This window comes from Microtetraspora fusca, from assembly GCF_001570365.1.
Lineage (GTDB): Bacteria > Actinomycetota > Actinomycetes > Streptosporangiales > Streptosporangiaceae > Microtetraspora > Microtetraspora fusca.
This window is the reverse complement of the sequence record NZ_BBYK01000045.1, coordinates 90365-106765: the sequence shown is the minus strand read 5'-3', so window position 1 is coordinate 106765 and position 16401 is coordinate 90365. Positions and strand designations below refer to the sequence as shown.

The window sequence follows — 16401 nt, the reverse complement described above, 5'->3', positions numbered from 1 at the left end:
TCTCCTTAGAGGGTGTCGTTGGTGTGGGAAGTGTGTCGGTTCCCTGATGCCGCGAAGGCCAGGAAAAGGTCGCGGGGGTTGTCCACGAGCAGCCGCGTGGTGTCCGCGGGGGTCAGCCCGTGCCGGTGCAGCCGCGGCACGAAGTGGGTCAGGATGTGCGCGTAACCGGTGCCGCCGTAGCGGACCAGCATGGTCTTGAGGAACACGTCCTGGGACAGCAGCACCCGGTGGCCCAGCCCGGCGCGGTGCAGCCACGCGACCGCGGCGGCGTTGTCCTCGTCGCACGGGGACTGGCCCTCGCCGGGGTAGAGGTAGTCCATGCCGCACATGTCGTACCCGAGGTAGGCGCCGCGGGTGGCGAGCGCGACCTGGTAGTCGCGGTCCCGCCCGCTGGGGTTGAGGTGTGACAGGACGGTGGCCTCGATCAGGCCGCCCTCCTCGGCGATGACGTCGAGCACGCGGTGGCCGTGCCGTACCCACCCGGGGAGGTGCACGGACAGCGGCACCCGCGTGCGGGCCTGCGCCCGCGCGGCGGCGCGCAGGACCTTCTCCTCCTCGGCGGTGAAGTCCGGGGAGACGCCGATCTCGCCGATGACGCCCGCGCGCACCCCGTCCACGCCCTCGGTGAGGTCGCGCTCGATCTCGGTGGCGACGTCCGCGACGCTCATGCCGCGGACCCGCTCCGGGTGGGTGCGCTCCAGGTAGAAGCCGCAGCCCATCACGATGTTGAGACCGGTGGCGCGGGCGATCGCGGCCAGCTCGGCCGGGGCGCGGCCGAGGCCGTCCGGGGTGACCTCGAGGACGCTGCGCCCGCCGCGCGCGGCGAACCGGGCCACCTCCTCGATCGCCACGCCGGTGTCGTCCAGGGAGACGTTGTCGCGCGAGAGGTACGGGTCGTTGCGCAGCCGGCCGAGGAACTCCATCCGCACCGGCGAGCCGGCGATCAGTTCGCCCTCGGTGTCGCCCTCGGGCGCCGGGTGCCAGGCGAGGGCGCCGTCGTTGCGCAGGTGCTCGTGGCAGAGCGTGACGCCCAGTTCCTCGACGGGCACCGGGCCGAGCACCGTGGTCACGGTGACCCCGGTGCCTCCCGTCTCCACGGTCATTTACGCACCGCGCCGAACCTGGCCCAGACCTTGCTGTTGGCGAAGATGGCCAGCAGCAGGATCGCGCCCTGCACGATCTGGACGTAGAACGGCGAGACGTGCAGCAGCACGAGGCCGTTGGCGATGACGCCGAGGGTGAGCGCGCCCAGGATGGTGCCGAGCATGCTGCCCCGGCCGCCGAAGAGGCTGGTGCCGCCGAGCACCACGGCCGTGATCACTTCGAGCTCGAAGCCGGTCCCCGCGTTCGAGGAGCCGGAGCTGAGCCGGGTGGCGATCAGCACGCCGGCCAGGGCCGCGGCGAGGCCGGTCAGCACGTAGACGGCCAGTCCGACCTTGCGGGTGTTCACGCCGGTACGGCGCAGCGACTCGCCGTTGGAGCCCAGGCCGATCACGTACCGTCCGAACGGCGTGCGGGTCAGGGTGATCCAGCCGACCGCCGCGATCACGACGGCGAGGATGACCGGCACCGGGATCCCGGCGACGCGCCCCTGCCCGAGCTGGACGATCCACAGATCGCCGTCGATCGGGGTGGAGTACCCCTCGGTGGCGCGCAGCGCGGTGCCGCGCATGATCGACAGCATGGCCAGAGTGACGATGAACGGCGGGATGTTCTGGTACGACGAGAACCAGCCGTTCACGAACCCGATCAGCGCGCCGAGCGCGAGGATGGCGACGAGCGCCAGCGTCGGGTCCCAGCCGTGCTGCAGAACGATCGCCAGCAGCGATCCCGACAGCGCGACAGTGGATCCGACCGACAGGTCGATGCCGGACGTGCTGATCACGAACGTCATCGCGATGGCGACGATCAGCGTCGGCGAGATCTGCCGCAGCAGGTTGAGCAGGTTGCCGGTCGTCGCGAACCGGTCCGCCGAGAACGCGAAGAAGATCAGCAGGAGGACCAGCACGACGCCGATCGCGATCGTCTGCGCGTGCTTGCCGATGTGGGCGTTGGCGCGGGCCGAGCGTGTGGTCACGACCCGTTCGCTGACGACGGGGGGCTTGCCTGCGCCGGCCCGCCCGCCGGTGGTGGTCGGCTCGCTGGTGGTCACCGTCGCGCTCCCTCGGTCGTGTCGTGCTCCTTCCGCCCGCCGGCCTCTCCGGCGTCGTTCTTGCCGGAGTCGATCTGGTCGTGGGCGACGATCTCGGAGACGAGCCGCTCCAGGCTGGTGGCCCGGGCGTCGAGGTCGGCCCGCAGGGTGCCCTCGTACATCACGCAGAGCCGGTCGCAGACCCGGAACAGGTCCTGCAGGCGGTGCGTGATCAGGATGACCGAGACGCCCTGCGCGGAGACCGTCTTGATCAGTTCGAGCACGGTCTCGACCTCGGCGACGGCCAGCGCCGCCGTGGGCTCGTCGAGGATGAGCAGCTTGGGGCCGAAGGTCACCGCGCGGGCGATGGCCACCGCCTGGCGCTGCCCTCCGGACAGGCCGCCCACCGGGATGTCGGTGAGCGGGATCCGGATGTTCAGCGCGTCCAGGTGCCGGCGGGCGTCCCTGTGCATCCGCGCGACGTCGAGCAGCAGGCCGCCGGCCTTGCGGGGCTCGCGGCCGAGGAACAGGTTGCCGGCCACGTCGATGTCGTCGCACAGGGCGAGGTCCTGGTACACCATCTCGATGCCCAGCTCGCGCGCGTCGCGCGGCGTGGCGAACGAGACCGTCTGCCCGTCGAAGACGATCTCGCCGGAGTCCGGCACGACCGCGCCCGCGAGCACCTTCATCAGGGTGGACTTGCCGGCGGCGTTGTCGCCGACGAGCCCGATCACCTCACCCGGGCCGACGCGCAGCGTCACGCCGCGCAGCGCGTCGACCATTCCGTAGCGCTTGCGGATGTCGCGCATGACCACGCGGTCGACGGTGCGCTCGGCGGCGCTCTCCGCTGGGGCCACGGGATTCACCTCCTCAGGTTTCCGTTCGGTTGCCGTCTCGTCGCTCACTTGAAGGTGGCCCGGTACTGGTCGACGTTGTCCTTGGTCACGATCGTCACCGGCACGTCGATCTTCTTCTTGGGCTGGGCGCCGCCGACGAGGGCCTTGGCCTCCTTGACCGCCTCGTAGCCCTCGGTCTTCGGGTCCTGCTGGACGACGCCGGCGACGAACCCGGCGTCGATGCCGCTGATCGCCTCCTTGGTGAGGTCCCAGCCGAAGACCTTGACCCGGTCGGCCGCGTTCTGCGACTTCACCGCGGCCACGGTGCCGAGGAGGGCCGGCTCGCCGGTGGCGTAGACGACGTTCATGTCGGAACGGGACGTGAGCAGGTTCTCGGCGGCCGTCATGGCGGCCTCCTGCTTGTTCTGGCCGTCCACCGTCTGCACGATCTTCGCGCCCGCGCCCTCGACCGTCTTGACGAAGTCGTCCTTGCGGATGTTCTGGATGAACGAATTGAGCGCGCCGACGACGCCGATCTTGGGTGCGGAGACGTTCTGCGCCTTGGCCCAGTCGTTCACGAACGCGCCGGCCTGCTGGGCGGCGGCGGCGTTGTCAACGCCGACCTGGGTGTCGACGGACGGGGAGTCCACGATGGCGTCCACCGCGACGACCTTCAGCCCGGCGTCCTTGGCGATCTTGACGGCGGGCTTGATGCCCTCGACGTCGATGGCCACCACGACGACGGCGTCGAATTGCTGCTGGACGAAGTTGTCGATCGCCTCGTTCTGCTTGGCGGGGTCGTCGTTGGCGTTGAAGACCGTCAGCTCGACGCCCGCCTCCTTCGCCGCCTGCTGGGCACCGGCGTTCATCTCGTTGAAGAAGATCGCCTGCTGGTTGATCTGGACGAGGCCGATCTTCGGCTTGTCAGCGCCGCCCGAGGCCGCGGAGCCGGAGTCGTCCGTGCCACCGCACGCGGCGGCCAGCAGGCCGGTCGCGAGGAGTGCGGTCGCCGTGGTGATGCGGGTGAGTCGAATGGATCGTGCCATCGGACAGCCTTTCGGGGGCCGCTCCAGTGGAGCCGCAGGTAAAAGTGTGGGGAGTGTGGTAATCGATTACCAATTTCTGGGATGCTAGCGAGCAGCACAAACGGGCGTCAAGGTGACGTAACCCCCAGAACGATCTATCGTTCTCCTGAACTCTTCAGTGAGGAAGCTCACAGATCGGCAACGAGCGCTCCAGCCCCGACAGGACAGGGAAATCGATTACACGATGATGACACCATGGGCGTGACAATCCATGACGTGGCCAGGGCGGCCGGCGTATCCGTGGCCTCGGCCTCCCGCGCCCTCTCGGGGCGGCGCAAGGTCACCCCCGAGATCGCCGAGCGGGTGTCCCGCGCCGCCGCCGAGCTCGGGTACCAGCCGAACGCGGTCGCCAAGGCGCTGCGCGACCGGACCACGGGCACGATCGGCATGATCGTCCCCGGCATCGGCAACCCGTTCTTCACCACGATCGTCGAGGCGGTCGAGCACCAGCTCCAGGAGACCGGGCGCGACCTGCTCCTGTGCGCGTCGCAGTACCGGCCGGACGTCGAGGCCAGGCGGCTCGAGACGCTGCTCGCCCGGCGGGTGGACGGCCTGATCATCAGCCCGTGCGACATCGAGGCCAGCGTGCCCGCGGTGCTGAACGCCGCGCGACGTGTCCCGCTGGTCCAGGTCGACCGGTACATCGAGGGCGGCGGAGCCGACTGGGTGGGCGTGGACGACGACTCCGCCCTGGCCCAGGCGGTCGAGCACGTGGCCGCCGGCGGCGCGCGAGTGGTCACGTTCGTGGGCAGCCGCCTGATGAACTCCTCGGCCAGATCCCGCCTGTCCGGCTTCGAGCGGGCCGCCGCCCGGGCCGGGGTGAACGCCACGGCACCGCTGCTCGGCGAGTTCACCCTCGAATGGGGCATCGAGGCGGGCCGCCTGCTGCTGGACGGCGACACCATGCCCGACGCCGTGGTGTGCGGCAACGATGAGATCGCCGTGGGGCTGGTGCGGGCGCTGCGGACGGGCGGCGTCCGGGTGCCCGACGACGTGTCGGTCGTCGGCTTCGACGACGTCGGCCACGCCGCGATGTGCGACCCGCCGCTCACCACCGTCCGGCAGCCGGTCGAGGAGATGGCGGCCGAGGCGGTGCGCCTGCTGGGGCAGGTCCGGGTGAGCGACCCGAGGCCCGCCCAGCGCGTCGCGATCGCCCCCCGGCTCGTCGTACGGGAGACCAGCCGACCGGTGGCCGCCGGCGGCGCGAACGGAATGGGAAAGGGAAGGGGAACCGCGTGAGCGAGGCGGTGGAGCTGGCCCGCGACCTGATCAGGATCGACTCGGTCGGCGGCGGCGAGGCGGCGGTCGCCGAGCCGCTCGCCCGGCGGCTGTCGGCGGCGGGCTTCGACGTGCGGGAGCATCGGTACGCGCCAGGGCGTACCGGACTGGTGGCCCGCTGGGGTTCGGGCGTCCCGGTCGTCCTGACCGGGCACCTGGACACCGTGCCGCTGGGCGGCCAGGCGTGGGCGCACGACCCGCACGCCGCCGAGGTGGACGGCGACCGCCTCTACGGGCGCGGCTCCAGCGACATGAAGGCCGGGGTGGCCGCGCTCGTCGTCGCCGCCGAACGGCACGTACGCGGCTCGGGCCCGCGGGCGGCCCTGGAGGTCGTCCTCACCGTCGGTGAGGAGACCGGGTGCGAGGGCGCGATCGACATGATCGCCGCCGGGATGGTCGGCGAGGCGCGGGCGATGCTGGTCGCCGAGCCGACCGCCAACCGGGCGCTGCTCGGGCACAAGGGCGCGCTGTGGCTCAAGGCGGTCGCCCGCGGGCGCACCGCGCACGGCTCGATGCCGCATCTGGGGGACAACGCGGTCTACAAGCTGGCCCGTGCGATCGGCGCGGTGGAGGGGTTCGACCCCGGCGTGCCCGCCCACCCGTGGCTGGGCGCCCCGACCGCCAACGTCGGCACGGTACGCGGCGGGATCAACGTGAACTCCGTCCCCGACCTGGCCGAGGCGACCGTGGACATGCGCACCGTCGCCGGCCAGGACCACGCCGAGTTGCGTGAGCGGCTGGGACGCGCCCTCGGTGAGGAGACCTCCCTCGAGGTGCTGACCGACCTGCCCGCCGTGTGGACCGACCCGGACGACGACTTCGTCCAGGCGCTGCTCGCCGCGGGGGCCACGCCGCCGGGCGACCGGCCCGCGGCCAGCTACTTCACCGACGCGTCCGTCCTGGTCGCCGCCAGTGGCGGGGCGCCGGCCGTGATCTGCGGTCCCGGGGAGCCCGAGCAGGCCCACGTCACCGACGAGTACTGCGTGATCTCGCGCATCGAGGAGGCCGTCGAGATCTACACCGGAGCGCTGGCCCGGCTCGCCTCCTGACGCCCTCCGCCGTCCGGCGGGATCCGGGAACGGTGATCGGCCGCCCAAGCCTGTCACCTGTACGGCACGGCTCCGGCGGAATCGCCCGGACGGGTGTTACAAAGGCGGGATCTCCTGTCCTCCGCGCGCGAGCGTGGTCCCCGCGCGCCTCCCCCGCGCCGGTTCCGCCGGAGGACGGTGGGGCGGACGGCCGGGCGGACTGTGGGAGGCGGGATTGGGCGATCTGCTGGTGCTCGTCGCCCGGGGGCTCTGCGGCGGCCTCTTCGTCATGGCGTTCGCGCTGATCGGAGAGCTGGCCATGCCGAAGCAGTTCGCCGGGATCTTCTCCGCCGCCCCGTCCGTCGCGCTCGCCGGCATGACCATCACGATGGTGGTCCAGGGAGACGTGCCGGTCGCGGAGTCCGCCCTCGGGATGATCGCCGGTGCGATCGCGCTGGTGGCCTACTGCGCCTCGGCGGTCCCGCTGGTCACCCGGCTGGGCGCGACGGTCGGCACCCTGGCCGCACTCGCCGCCTGGGCCGCCACGGCCACCGTCTGCCGAGTGCTGCTCGCGGTGGTCCCATGAGATCGCCCATGAAGATCCGCATCCAGCCGTCACGTCTGAAGAAGATCACCAAGCGTGAGATGGCGGTGCGGTTCGTCTTCGGCGCGGTGATCTCGGTGGCGGCCGCGCTGATCGGCCGCGCCTGGGGTGAGGTCACCGGCGGGGTCTTCCTGGCCTTCCCCGCCATCCTCGCGGCGACGCTCACGCTGATCCAGCATGAGGAGCACAACCGGAGGCCCGCCGCCCAGGACGCGCGCGGCGCGATGCTCGGCGCGGCCGGCATGATCGTGTACGCCGCCTGCGTCTGGGTGCTCGCGACCCGGATCCCGGCGCCGTTCGCCCTGCTCGCCGGGCTCGGCGCCTGGGCAGTCGTCTCCGCCGCCCTGTACTTCCTCGTCTGGGGCGCCTTCCGTCATGGACGCTCCGGATCCGACCACTGACCGCCTCTTCCACTCCACGGGCTATCGCTCGGCGGCCAGTTCCGTCAGGGCGGCGACGGCTTCCTCGGCGGTGCCGCCGAGCCGGACCACCTCGGCGAGGTAGGCGCGGGCGTGCTCCCTGATCAGCTCCTCTCGGGCCGGGCCGGTCTCGGGCTGCGCCAGGACACGGGTGCCACCCCCGCGCTTCCCGGTGACGTATCCGCCTTGCTCCAGCTCTTTGTACGCCCGCGCTACCGTGCCGGCGGCCAGACCGAGGTCCGCGGCGAGCTGCCGTACCGGCGGCAGCCGGGTGTCCGCGCCCAGCACCCCGCACCTGATCAGCTCCGCGAGCTGCGCCCGGATCTGCTCGTACGGCGGCGAGGGACTGGTGACGTCGACCTCGATCATGACGCTCTGATCCGGGGGCGGGAGAGCAACTCGGCCAGGTACCAGACGGCCGAGGCGACCGCGATGAGGGCGACCCCGAGCACCGCGAACCCGGTGGGCACCGCCCAGCCGGCGAGGTCGCTCTGCCGGAAGAGCGCACCGGCCGTGACGACGGCGACGCCGGTCAGCGGCAGGGCCACGCAGAGGCCATAGGCCGCGGTGACGACCCGGGCGGAGTGGGCGCGCTGCGCGTCGTCCACCGCTCTGGCCGCCGCGTCGAGGCCCGGGCGTCCGCGCTGGACGACCCGGTGGACGACCAGAGCGGAGAGCAGGAACGCGGCCGCCAGCACGGCCAGCATCGGCCACGCGTAGAACCAGCCGGGCCACGGGCCGACCGCGCTGCGCACCGTGCCGTCGGCGCTGACCATGGCCAGCGTGCGGCCGGGCCGGCCGAGGTCGTCGGCGGCGGCGGTGACGGAGGTGACGGTCAGCAGCACGACGGCGATCAGCGACAGCCCCGCGGCCAGCGGCGCGGAGAATCCGGGCAGGTAGTCACGGGCGCGTCTGATCTCCAGCGAGGCTCCCCGGACCGGACCGTGCGGCCGCGGCACGGTCAGCTCGCCGGCCAGCGTGCCGAGCAGGAGCCCCACACCCAGCACGGGAGCCGCCAGCATCGGCCCCCGGCCGAGGCCGTCCCAGGCGAACACGAGCCAGGACGCCGTGGCTCCGGCGGCGAGCCCGGCCAGCCGGGCCCACAGGAGCCGCCTCGACGTGGCGCGCAGTACGGCGGGATCGCCGCCGGACGGGACGCTTACCACCCGGTTCAGCGACAACAGCACCGCGAGAAGCACGGCGACGAGAACGAGAAGCGCCGTGAGGGGAAGGACGAGCACAGCCGCCATACCGACTCCTTTGTATCAATCCGTTGACACAAAGATTGCCCGACTCGGCGACTTGTCGCAAGTCGCTGATACAAATCCGCTCTGCTGGAGGCTTCCCTCCCGCGGTCAGACGCTCCGGGCCCGCGCGCCCGCGAGGTCGTCCAGGAAGGCGAGCGTGCGGGCCTGCTCCTTGTCGCTTCCGACCGGGCTGACCAGGAGATCGGTCGCGCCCGCTTCGCGCGCCCCGAGGGCGCTCCTCGATAGAGCGCCCACAACCATAGGCCGACATCCCGAGCGGTCGGCCCCCGTACGACGCGCCACCGGACCGCGGCGTCCGTGGTCCCGCCGAGCTGTCGCCCGCGCCGAGCCGGACCGGCGCCTGGATGTGCCCCGCGCCCGGCCTCGCGCCGCGGGCGGTCACGGTGGCGAAGCCGACGGAACGGGGATCCAGGGGTCGGTCCCATTGACGGCCGCCGCGCATGGCATGAAATGCAATATTCATGGCGTTGCCGCCATATCGGGCCGGTGACCAGGATGGAGGCGTGCCCCGCGACGTCGTCCTTGTGATCTTCGATGGCTTCCAGCTCTTCGACCTGGCCGGACCGGCCGACGTGTTCGCCACCGCGAACCTGCTGCTCCGCGCCGACGGCTACCGGCTGCGTGTGGCCGCCGCCCGGGCCGGCGCCGTACCGGCGCACTCGGGCATCGACGTCGTCGCACAGCTCCCGCTCGGCGAGGTGGCGGAGCCGGTCGACACCCTGCTGGTCGCGGGCGGGCTGTCCGTGCCGTCGCACCTGGGAGACCGGGATCTGGTCGGCGGGATCGCCCGGCTGGCGGGATCCGCCCGCCGGGTCGCGTCGGTGTGCAGCGGAGCGCTGCTGCTGGCCGAGGCCGGGCTGCTCGACGGCAGGCGCGCGACCACCCACTGGCTGACGGCCGACGAGCTCGCCTCCCGTTATCCCGCCGTCCGGGTGGACGCCGACTCGATCTACGTCCGGGATGGCGACGTGTGGACCTCCGCCGGGGTCAGCGCCGGGGTCGACCTCGCCATCGCCATGGTGGCCGAGGACCACGGGCACCGCCTGGCCCGGGACGTCGCGCGGGGCCTCGTGGTGTATCTGCACCGGCCCGGCGGGCAGAGCCAGTTCAGCGCGCCGCTGCGCGCGCTCACCCCGCGCAGCGAGCCGCTGCGGGAACTGCAGGCGTTCATCGACGCCAACCCCGGCGCGGACCTGAGCGTCCCGGCCCTCGCCCACCGCACGGGAATGAGCCCGCGCCACTTCTCCCGGGTCTTCACCGCGCAGACCGGCGTACCGCCCGGCCGGTACGTCGAGCGCAGCCGGGCCGACGCCGCCCGGCGCCTGCTGGAGACGACCGACCACCCCCTGGACCGGGTCGCCCGCGAGTGCGGGCTGGGCACCCCGGAGACCCTCTACCGAGTCTTCCGCCGGCACTGGCGGATCTCACCAGGCGATCACCGTCGCCGATTCCATCTGAAGGAGAGCTGACCATGCACGTCGCCATCCCGCTCTATCCCCGGTTCACCGCCCTCGACGCGGTGGGACCGTACACGGTGCTGGCCTTCGCGCCCGGCTGGCGGGTCACCTTCGTGGCCCCCGAGACGGGACCGGTGCTCGACGACCGCGGCTCCCTCTCGCTCACCGCCACCACGCGCCTCGCCGACCTGCCGCGCCCGGACGTGATCCTGGTCCCCGGCGGCCCCGGGACACTGGACGCCCTGTCCGATCCGGCTCTCGTCGGCTGGATCGGCGCGGCGCACGAGCACGCCCGGTGGACGACCTCGGTCTGCAGCGGGTCCTTCCTGCTGGGCGCCGCCGGGGTGCTGCGCGGCCGCCGGGCGACCACGCACTGGGGCTGGCTCGACCAGCTCGCCGCGTTCGGCGCCGAACCGGTGAGCGAGCGGGTGGTCACCGACGGGACGGTGGTCACCGCGGCGGGTGTCTCGGCCGGGATCGACATGGCGCTGACCCTCCTGGCCGAGGCCGCCGACCCGGCGACCGCCCAGGCGGTGCAGCTCGCGATCGAGTACGACCCGCTGCCGCCGTTCGGCGCGGGCTCCCCGAAGACCGCCCCGGCCGGGCTCGCGGAGCGGGCACTGAGCCTGATCGGCTGACGGACGCCGGCGGTGCTCCTCGGCGACGCGACGGCACGCGAGCGGGCCGCCCGGACGGAGCCGGGCGGCGTCCATGTCGCACAATGGCCTGAACCGCCTACGACCGTGAGGAGAGCCGTGAACCCCAAAGACAACCTCGACGTCGCCATGAGCGCCAGGGAGATGGCGGACAGCGCGCCGGCCGGGTCGCTGCGCCAGGCGGCGGCCGCGTCCGTCGCGATCAGCTGCGCCACCGCCCGCGACCTCGACCAGGCGCGCGTCGCGCTCGACGGCATCACGCCCGACGAGGTACGGCAGGCCGCCATCGAGATCTTCGACCGGCTCGCCACCGTGCCCGCCGAGGGGCGGGGTGGGGAGCCGGACGCGTCCGCCCCGTAACCGTGGCCGACGGCGCGAGGGTGGTCCCGGGCGGTGGTCGTGGCACCGGCCTGCCAGGCCACTTCGTGGAGCCGACACTCGTCCGCGACGCGAACGACCCCGTGCCGCTGGTCGCGCGCGGCAGCATGCCGACACCGGTGTCACCGCCTCATGCCGAGGTCGCCTCACGGGCCGCGTGCACCCACTGCCTGCTCACCCGCAGGTTGACCTGGGCCATCAGTGACGGCTCGATGGACGCGCGCCTTTCCAGGACGTCGACGTAGCACTGCTGGGCGTTGTCGTCGCCCCGGTCGGCCAGGAACGCCCATTCGGCGAGATGGCAGGCGAGCCGGAGATCGACCTCCGCCAGTTCCCTGGCGCGCGCGACGAGTGCGTCCACACCGCCGGCGAGCCGGGCGATCTCCGTCGCCTGGTCGCGCTTCGGTGCCGGCAACAGGTTGGCGGGGTGCCCGTCCCACCAGCCGCTGTAACGCCGGATGACGTTGCGGCAGATGAACTCCGGCTTGTCGTAGATCGCCCGCAGCCTCGGGTGGCCGGCCAGCTCGACCGGGATCCGCAGGGTCTCGACGATCTCGTCATGTGGCACCCCGGAGTTGAGACCGGCGAGGGCGTGATCCACGATGTGGCGCAGGTAGCGGGACATGGCGGTGAGCTCGTCCCTGATGGCGTCGGCGCCCGACACCAGGTCGCCATGCCCCGGAATGATCACTGCCGGATTGAGCGCGGCCATCTCGCCGGCTGCGTCCGCCCATTCCTCGGCGAAACGCTGCACCTTCCTGGGGTTGCCCGCGTTGGGCAGGTATCCCGTCACCAGGTCGCCGGCGGCTATGACGCCCCGCTCCGGGGCCCAGACCCAGGCGGCGTCGTCGGTCTCCCCCTTGCCGTGCCGTACCACGAACGTCTCACCGCCGATGGTCAGCTCCAGGCGGTCGCCGAACAGCCGGGTCGGCCAGGCGAAGTCGGACTCCTCGCACGGCCACCTCTTGCCGTCGGGACCCGGAAGCTGTCCGTTGATCCGCGCGTTCAGCCCCCCGGTCTTCATGTACCTGCGGAAGTGACCGACCAGGTTCTCGTGCGCGATGATCTCGGGGCGCTCGCCCTCCTCGAGGAAGGCCCACAGACCGAAGGCGTGATCGATGTGGCCGTGCGTGTACACCACCGTGTGGAGCGGCCTGTCGCTGATCGAGCGGATCGCCCCCAGCAGAGCCGGGCCGTCCCCGGCGCAGCCGCAGTCGACCAGGAGCAGCCCCTCGTCGGTCTCGAACAGGGCGACGTTCACCATCCCCGGCTGGATGAAGAACGTGCGGGGCGCCGCCTCCAGAACGATGGCCTCGTGGCCCGCGCCGTGTTCCCGGGAAAAGATGTGCCTCGCCTGATCGGCGCTGAACAGTCCGAAGGCCCTTTCCGCCGTCGCCTGCTGGTTGGCAGGGAAAATCTGCGTCGTCACTTCGTTCGACTCCGTTCTCGACAGGTCTCGTGAATTAAGGGAGGGGATGTCGACCCGTCCGATCGATCCGCCCCTGAACGGATAGGACCCTGGATGGTCGCCCACGGGAAAGCCGGAGGTCACGCCCACGTCGAAGGTCTCGTCGATCACCCGGGGGCCTGCACGTCGGTCATCTGAAGTCTCCTCATCGGCGAGATAAGGCACACGAATTAAGGCACGTGTCTTATGGCAAGATAAGGCATATGTCTTACGCAATCAACGGCTTGTCCGCGCAGGACCCCACATGACCGGCCCCGTAGCGAGCCAGAGCCAGGAGAACCAGCACCAGGACACCCGGATCCGGCTGATCGAGGTGGCGGAACGGCTCTTCGCCGAGAACGGGCTCGCCTCGGTCTCGCTGCGGACCGTCGGCGCCAACGCGGGCCAGCGCAACAACTCGGCCGCCCAGTACCACTTCGGGTCGAAAGACGGGCTGATCGACGCGATCGTGCGCCACCGTTCGGCGCCGATCGACGGGCGGCGCATGGAGTTGGTCGCTGAGCTGGAGGCGGCCGGTGAACCCGCGGGCATCGAGTCACTCGTCCGGCTGCTCGTGCTTCCGCTGGCCGAGTCGATGGCGAAGGGTCCTGGGCGAACCTGGTATCTGCGCTTCCTCGCCGGCGCCATCGACCACCCCATCCTGCGGGATCCCCGCACGTACGGCGGTCAGAACCTGCCCGGCAACGCCTACATGCTGAAGCGGCTGCAGTCACGACTGCCCGATCTGCCGCAGGAGGTGTTCGAGCGACGGACCCGGTGGATGGCGCTGACCGTGATTCGCGTCTTGGCCGACCACGAGCGTCAACTGGCGGTCTCCGACGGCCCGGTCGCCACTCTCGGCGACGTTGTGGCGGACCTCGTCGAGAGCATGTCAGCACTGCTCCGCGCCCCACATCCCCCGCGACACGACTTCATGGGGTGAGGACACAGTCGGGGGCGGCGGGAGCCGGAGCGAGAGCCCAGGTACCGGTTACCGGAAGGCGTTCCCGGCCCCCACCCTGACCTCGGCCAGGAGGCCGTCCTCAGGCGCCGCGCCCGGCGCCGTGCGGACGGGCGTCCTCAGTCGGCCGGGCGTCGTTCCCGGGCTCGGTCAACCCGCCCTGGGCGGGTTGGCGGCCGTGCTTCATGACCAGGGCCACCACCAGACCGACCACGCCGACGACCGCGGCGTAGAGGTACCCCTGGGTGAAGGCGCTGTCGGCGTACAGCACGGATCGGGTGTGCTGGTCGACCGTCAGCACGTGCTTGGACATGACGATGCCGGTGAGGGTGGTGGCGATACCGGCGGCGAGCAGTGCGCACATACCGCTGATCGAGGTTCCCACGCCGTTCTGCGAGGGCGGAAGCGCGTCCTGGATCAGGTTGGCGTTCGACGAGTGAAGGAAGCCCACCGCGAAACCAGCCGTCACGCTCATGATCGCAACCTGCCACTGCGCGTTGAACAGCCGGCTACCCAGGAACATCGCCAGGAGGAACAGCACCGCGGAGGCGAGCAGGACCTGGCGCGCCCCGATCTTTTTGGCCAGGTAGCCGCCGAGCGGGCCCACGAACATCGACACGATGCCCAGCCAGCAGGTCCAGATCGCCAACTGGGTCGCCGTCAGCCCGGCGCCGTAGCCGAGTCCGGGAACGCCCTTCGGCGTCTGCAACATCGCGGGGATCATCAGCGCGTGCGCGTTCATCATGTACGCCACGCAGGACACTGCCAGCACCGTCGGGCCGAACCTGCGCCCCAGCAGCACGTTCAGGTCAATCAGGGGATTGCGCGCCACCCGCTGCCGGAACACGAACGCGACCAGCATCGCGATCCCGACGAGCAGCATCGTCGCCGTGGACGCCGAGCCCCACCCCGCTGTCTTGGCGTTGCCCACACCCATCAGCACGATGACGATGCCCGGGCCGAGCAGCACGACGCCGAGATAGTCGATCGGCCGGTCGACACGGACCGGGCTCTCCGGGACCAGAGCCGCGTACAGCGGCAGCAGAACCACCACGTAGGCGGCCATGAACCAGAAGACCCCCCGGTAGTCGAAGCCGTCGATCAGCCAGCCGGCGAGGAACGGCCCCGCGATGGCCGACATCCCGATGCCGGTTACCACGACTCCCAGCGCGATGGGGACGATGTCGCGCGGCACGATGTCGCGGACCAAGCTGTAGGAGAGCGTGACGACTCCGACGAGGCCTCCCTGCAGGGCCCTGCCCACCAGCAGCATCGGGAGGGACGTCGCGACCGCGCAGATGAGGCTGCCGATGACGAAGACGCAGCCGAGCACAATGATCATTCGCTTCTTGCCCCACCTGTCCGCGGCCTTGCCGACCAGCGGGCTGACCGTCGCTCCGGCGAGGGTGACGATGGAGGCGGCCCAGGCGATGTTCAGCGTCTTGAAGGCCGTGGCCATGTGCGGAAGCGCCGGGTAGACCATGAGGATCTCGAAGGTCGCGATCTCCGAGAACAGGACGATCAGGCCGAGCACGGCGAACAGGCGGCCCTTGGGCACCGCACCATGTGATGGATTCAGATTCAGCGCCATCGCGGATCCTTTGTTCCGGGGGGAGAAAGAGTGTTCCGGAGGAGGAAGAGGGGGACGTTCCGGGCCGTTCCGCGGCTCCCGGGCCCCATGGCGCGTGACGCTAGTCACAGGTGAAAGGCATCGCTCCGGGTGTCTCACCCACCGGGAGTAGGGAGGTTGCCAGCATCGCGCCGCGATCCCCTGCCCTCCGTGCCCTCCGTGCGCTCCCCGGCCGTCCCGCCCGGCCGACCGGCACGCTGTCCGTACGGCGGGCCGGCCCGGCAGGGTGCTCCCGGTCACCGGAAGGCGCGGGGCGAGAGCAGCGCGGCCGGTCGGCGCGGCACGCCCCTGAACGCCGTGCCGGGGTCAGCGACGCACCACGTCCAGCAGGGACGTCAGGATCTCCTCGGCGTGGGTCCACAGCAGCGACCCGCCCGCCTCGGGCAACAGGTGCCTGCGCGCGGCGGGGATCCGGCGCGCCAGCTCGGCCCCGTGGTCCGGGGAGTGGACGCTGCTCGCGTCATGCCCGCCGTACCAGAGGTCCACGGGAACGGTGATCAAGGACGGGTCGAAGGGCCAGTGGCCGAAGGCCAGGACGAGATCGCGGACGTACCCCGCGGGCCCCTGGCGGAAGCCCTCCTCCAGCGACGCGCGGTAGACCGCGGCGAAGTCCGGATCGGTGTAGACGGCCAGATCGACGTCGGAGCTCGTCCCGACGACCAGCCGCCACATCATCGCCGCGTCGGCCTCGCGGGCGAACTCCCTCTCGAACCCCTCGGCGTCGGCGGCCACGGCCCGGAGCAGATCGGTCAGGCCCGGGTCGAGCAGCTCGGCGAAGGCCGGGTAGGTGAGATCGTCCTGCCCCGAGACCACGGCCACCGCCGTCGGCAGCCCCGCCGCCGCGCACGCCAGGGCGAACGGCGCGCCCTGGGAGAAGGCGACGATGCCGTACTCCGGCAGCTCCAGCCGTTCGGCGAGGCGCGCCACGTCGGCGGCCCAGCTTTCCAGCGTCCGGCCGGGGAGAGGGGCGGACGCCCCGAGCCCCGGGCGGTCCACCGCGATCAGCCGCGCGCCGAGCCGGCCGAGCGCGTCCGCGCCGAACCCGAGGCCGCGCCCCATCGCCGCGCCGGAGAAGAACAGCACCGGGGTGCCCTCCGGCGGCCCCCACTGCGCCCATCCCAGCGGGCGGCCGTCGGGCAGTTCCGTCTCGCCGAGCAGGTCCGGGGCGCTCACTCCATGAATCACGACCGGCCATGGTAGGCACGCGCCCGCCGCCCGGCCAA

At 71.7% G+C, this 16401-nt stretch carries 18 protein-coding genes; 8 read left to right on the top strand and 10 right to left on the bottom strand.

The window, feature by feature from the left end:
• Positions 1-5: 5 nt before the first annotated feature.
• The 4 genes from AWQ68_RS14435 to AWQ68_RS14420 are packed head-to-tail and all read right to left on the bottom strand — an operon-like array spanning position 6 to position 4013.
• Positions 6-1103, bottom strand: coding sequence for a phosphotriesterase family protein (locus tag AWQ68_RS14435; RefSeq protein WP_066940568.1), 1098 nt, complete (start codon positions 1101-1103; stop codon positions 6-8).
• Positions 1100-2152 (bottom strand): ABC transporter permease, encoded by a 1053-nt coding sequence (locus AWQ68_RS14430; RefSeq protein WP_245655909.1) that lies wholly within the window; start codon positions 2150-2152, stop codon positions 1100-1102. The genes AWQ68_RS14435 and AWQ68_RS14430 overlap by 4 nt, the downstream gene beginning before the upstream one ends.
• A complete protein-coding gene (locus AWQ68_RS14425) occupies positions 2149-2988 on the bottom strand; it encodes an ATP-binding cassette domain-containing protein (protein WP_245655908.1) in 840 nt (279 codons plus the stop codon). Before AWQ68_RS14425 ends, AWQ68_RS14430 begins: the two co-directional genes overlap by 4 nt.
• Positions 2989-3032: 44 nt before the next feature.
• Positions 3033-4013 carry a substrate-binding domain-containing protein gene (locus AWQ68_RS14420; RefSeq protein WP_066940564.1) on the bottom strand — a complete coding sequence of 327 codons (981 nt, stop codon included), beginning with the start codon at positions 4011-4013 and terminating at the stop codon, positions 3033-3035.
• A gap of 234 nt (positions 4014-4247) precedes the next feature.
• On the opposite strand from AWQ68_RS14420, the gene AWQ68_RS14415 reads away from it, so the two are divergent.
• From AWQ68_RS14415 to AWQ68_RS14400, 4 genes are all read left to right on the top strand, one after another.
• A complete protein-coding gene (locus AWQ68_RS14415; protein ID WP_066940560.1) occupies positions 4248-5291 on the top strand; it encodes a LacI family DNA-binding transcriptional regulator in 1044 nt (347 codons plus the stop codon).
• Positions 5288-6379, top strand: a complete 1092-nt coding sequence (locus AWQ68_RS14410; RefSeq protein WP_066940557.1) for a M20 family metallopeptidase — start codon at positions 5288-5290, stop codon at positions 6377-6379. Before AWQ68_RS14415 ends, AWQ68_RS14410 begins: the two co-directional genes overlap by 4 nt.
• A gap of 214 nt (positions 6380-6593) precedes the next feature.
• Positions 6594-6944 carry a DUF3147 family protein gene (locus AWQ68_RS14405; RefSeq protein WP_084463990.1) on the top strand — a complete coding sequence of 117 codons (351 nt, stop codon included), beginning with the start codon at positions 6594-6596 and terminating at the stop codon, positions 6942-6944.
• Positions 6941-7363 carry a DUF3147 family protein gene (locus tag AWQ68_RS14400; protein WP_084463989.1) on the top strand — a complete coding sequence of 141 codons (423 nt, stop codon included), beginning with the start codon at positions 6941-6943 and terminating at the stop codon, positions 7361-7363. Before AWQ68_RS14405 ends, AWQ68_RS14400 begins: the two co-directional genes overlap by 4 nt.
• Before the next feature lie 21 nt (positions 7364-7384).
• Here the strand turns inward: AWQ68_RS14400 and AWQ68_RS14395 are convergent, their stop codons facing one another.
• From AWQ68_RS14395 to AWQ68_RS42450, 3 genes are all read right to left on the bottom strand, one after another.
• A complete protein-coding gene (locus AWQ68_RS14395) occupies positions 7385-7750 on the bottom strand; it encodes a GntR family transcriptional regulator (RefSeq protein ID WP_066940551.1) in 366 nt (121 codons plus the stop codon).
• A complete protein-coding gene (locus AWQ68_RS14390; RefSeq protein ID WP_066940548.1) occupies positions 7747-8631 on the bottom strand; it encodes a hypothetical protein in 885 nt (294 codons plus the stop codon). The genes AWQ68_RS14395 and AWQ68_RS14390 overlap by 4 nt, the downstream gene beginning before the upstream one ends.
• Positions 8632-8736: 105 nt before the next feature.
• Positions 8737-8883, bottom strand: a complete 147-nt coding sequence (locus tag AWQ68_RS42450) for a hypothetical protein (RefSeq protein ID WP_157545303.1) — start codon at positions 8881-8883, stop codon at positions 8737-8739.
• Positions 8884-9110: 227 nt separating this feature from the next.
• On the opposite strand from AWQ68_RS42450, the gene AWQ68_RS14385 reads away from it, so the two are divergent.
• The 3 genes from AWQ68_RS14385 to AWQ68_RS14375 all read left to right on the top strand — a co-directional run bounded on the left by AWQ68_RS14385 (position 9111) and on the right by AWQ68_RS14375 (position 11122).
• Positions 9111-10118: a GlxA family transcriptional regulator gene (locus AWQ68_RS14385; protein ID WP_169808918.1), complete on the top strand. Its 1008-nt coding sequence runs from the start codon at positions 9111-9113 to the stop codon at positions 10116-10118.
• Between the two features lie 2 nt (positions 10119-10120).
• Positions 10121-10744: a DJ-1/PfpI family protein gene (locus tag AWQ68_RS14380; RefSeq protein ID WP_066940542.1), complete on the top strand. Its 624-nt coding sequence runs from the start codon at positions 10121-10123 to the stop codon at positions 10742-10744.
• Positions 10745-10861: 117 nt separating this feature from the next.
• Positions 10862-11122 (top strand): hypothetical protein, encoded by a 261-nt coding sequence (locus AWQ68_RS14375; protein ID WP_066940539.1) that lies wholly within the window; start codon positions 10862-10864, stop codon positions 11120-11122.
• A 148-nt stretch (positions 11123-11270) separates the two neighbouring features.
• Here AWQ68_RS14375 and AWQ68_RS14370 read toward each other — a convergent pair whose 3' ends face one another.
• Positions 11271-12569: an alkyl sulfatase dimerization domain-containing protein gene (locus tag AWQ68_RS14370; protein WP_157545301.1), complete on the bottom strand. Its 1299-nt coding sequence runs from the start codon at positions 12567-12569 to the stop codon at positions 11271-11273.
• A 283-nt stretch (positions 12570-12852) separates the two neighbouring features.
• Between AWQ68_RS14370 and AWQ68_RS14365 the strand changes: the two genes are divergently transcribed.
• Positions 12853-13530, top strand: a complete 678-nt coding sequence (locus tag AWQ68_RS14365; RefSeq protein ID WP_066940533.1) for a TetR/AcrR family transcriptional regulator — start codon at positions 12853-12855, stop codon at positions 13528-13530.
• 100 nt (positions 13531-13630) lie between these two features.
• Here the strand turns inward: AWQ68_RS14365 and AWQ68_RS14360 are convergent, their stop codons facing one another.
• Both AWQ68_RS14360 and AWQ68_RS14355 read right to left on the bottom strand, forming a co-directional pair.
• On the bottom strand, positions 13631-15139 hold the full coding sequence (locus tag AWQ68_RS14360) for an MFS transporter (protein WP_066940529.1): 1509 nt from the start codon (positions 15137-15139) through the stop codon (positions 13631-13633).
• A 345-nt stretch (positions 15140-15484) separates the two neighbouring features.
• A complete protein-coding gene (locus AWQ68_RS14355; protein ID WP_066940526.1) occupies positions 15485-16363 on the bottom strand; it encodes an alpha/beta fold hydrolase in 879 nt (292 codons plus the stop codon).
• Positions 16364-16401 lie beyond the last annotated feature (38 nt).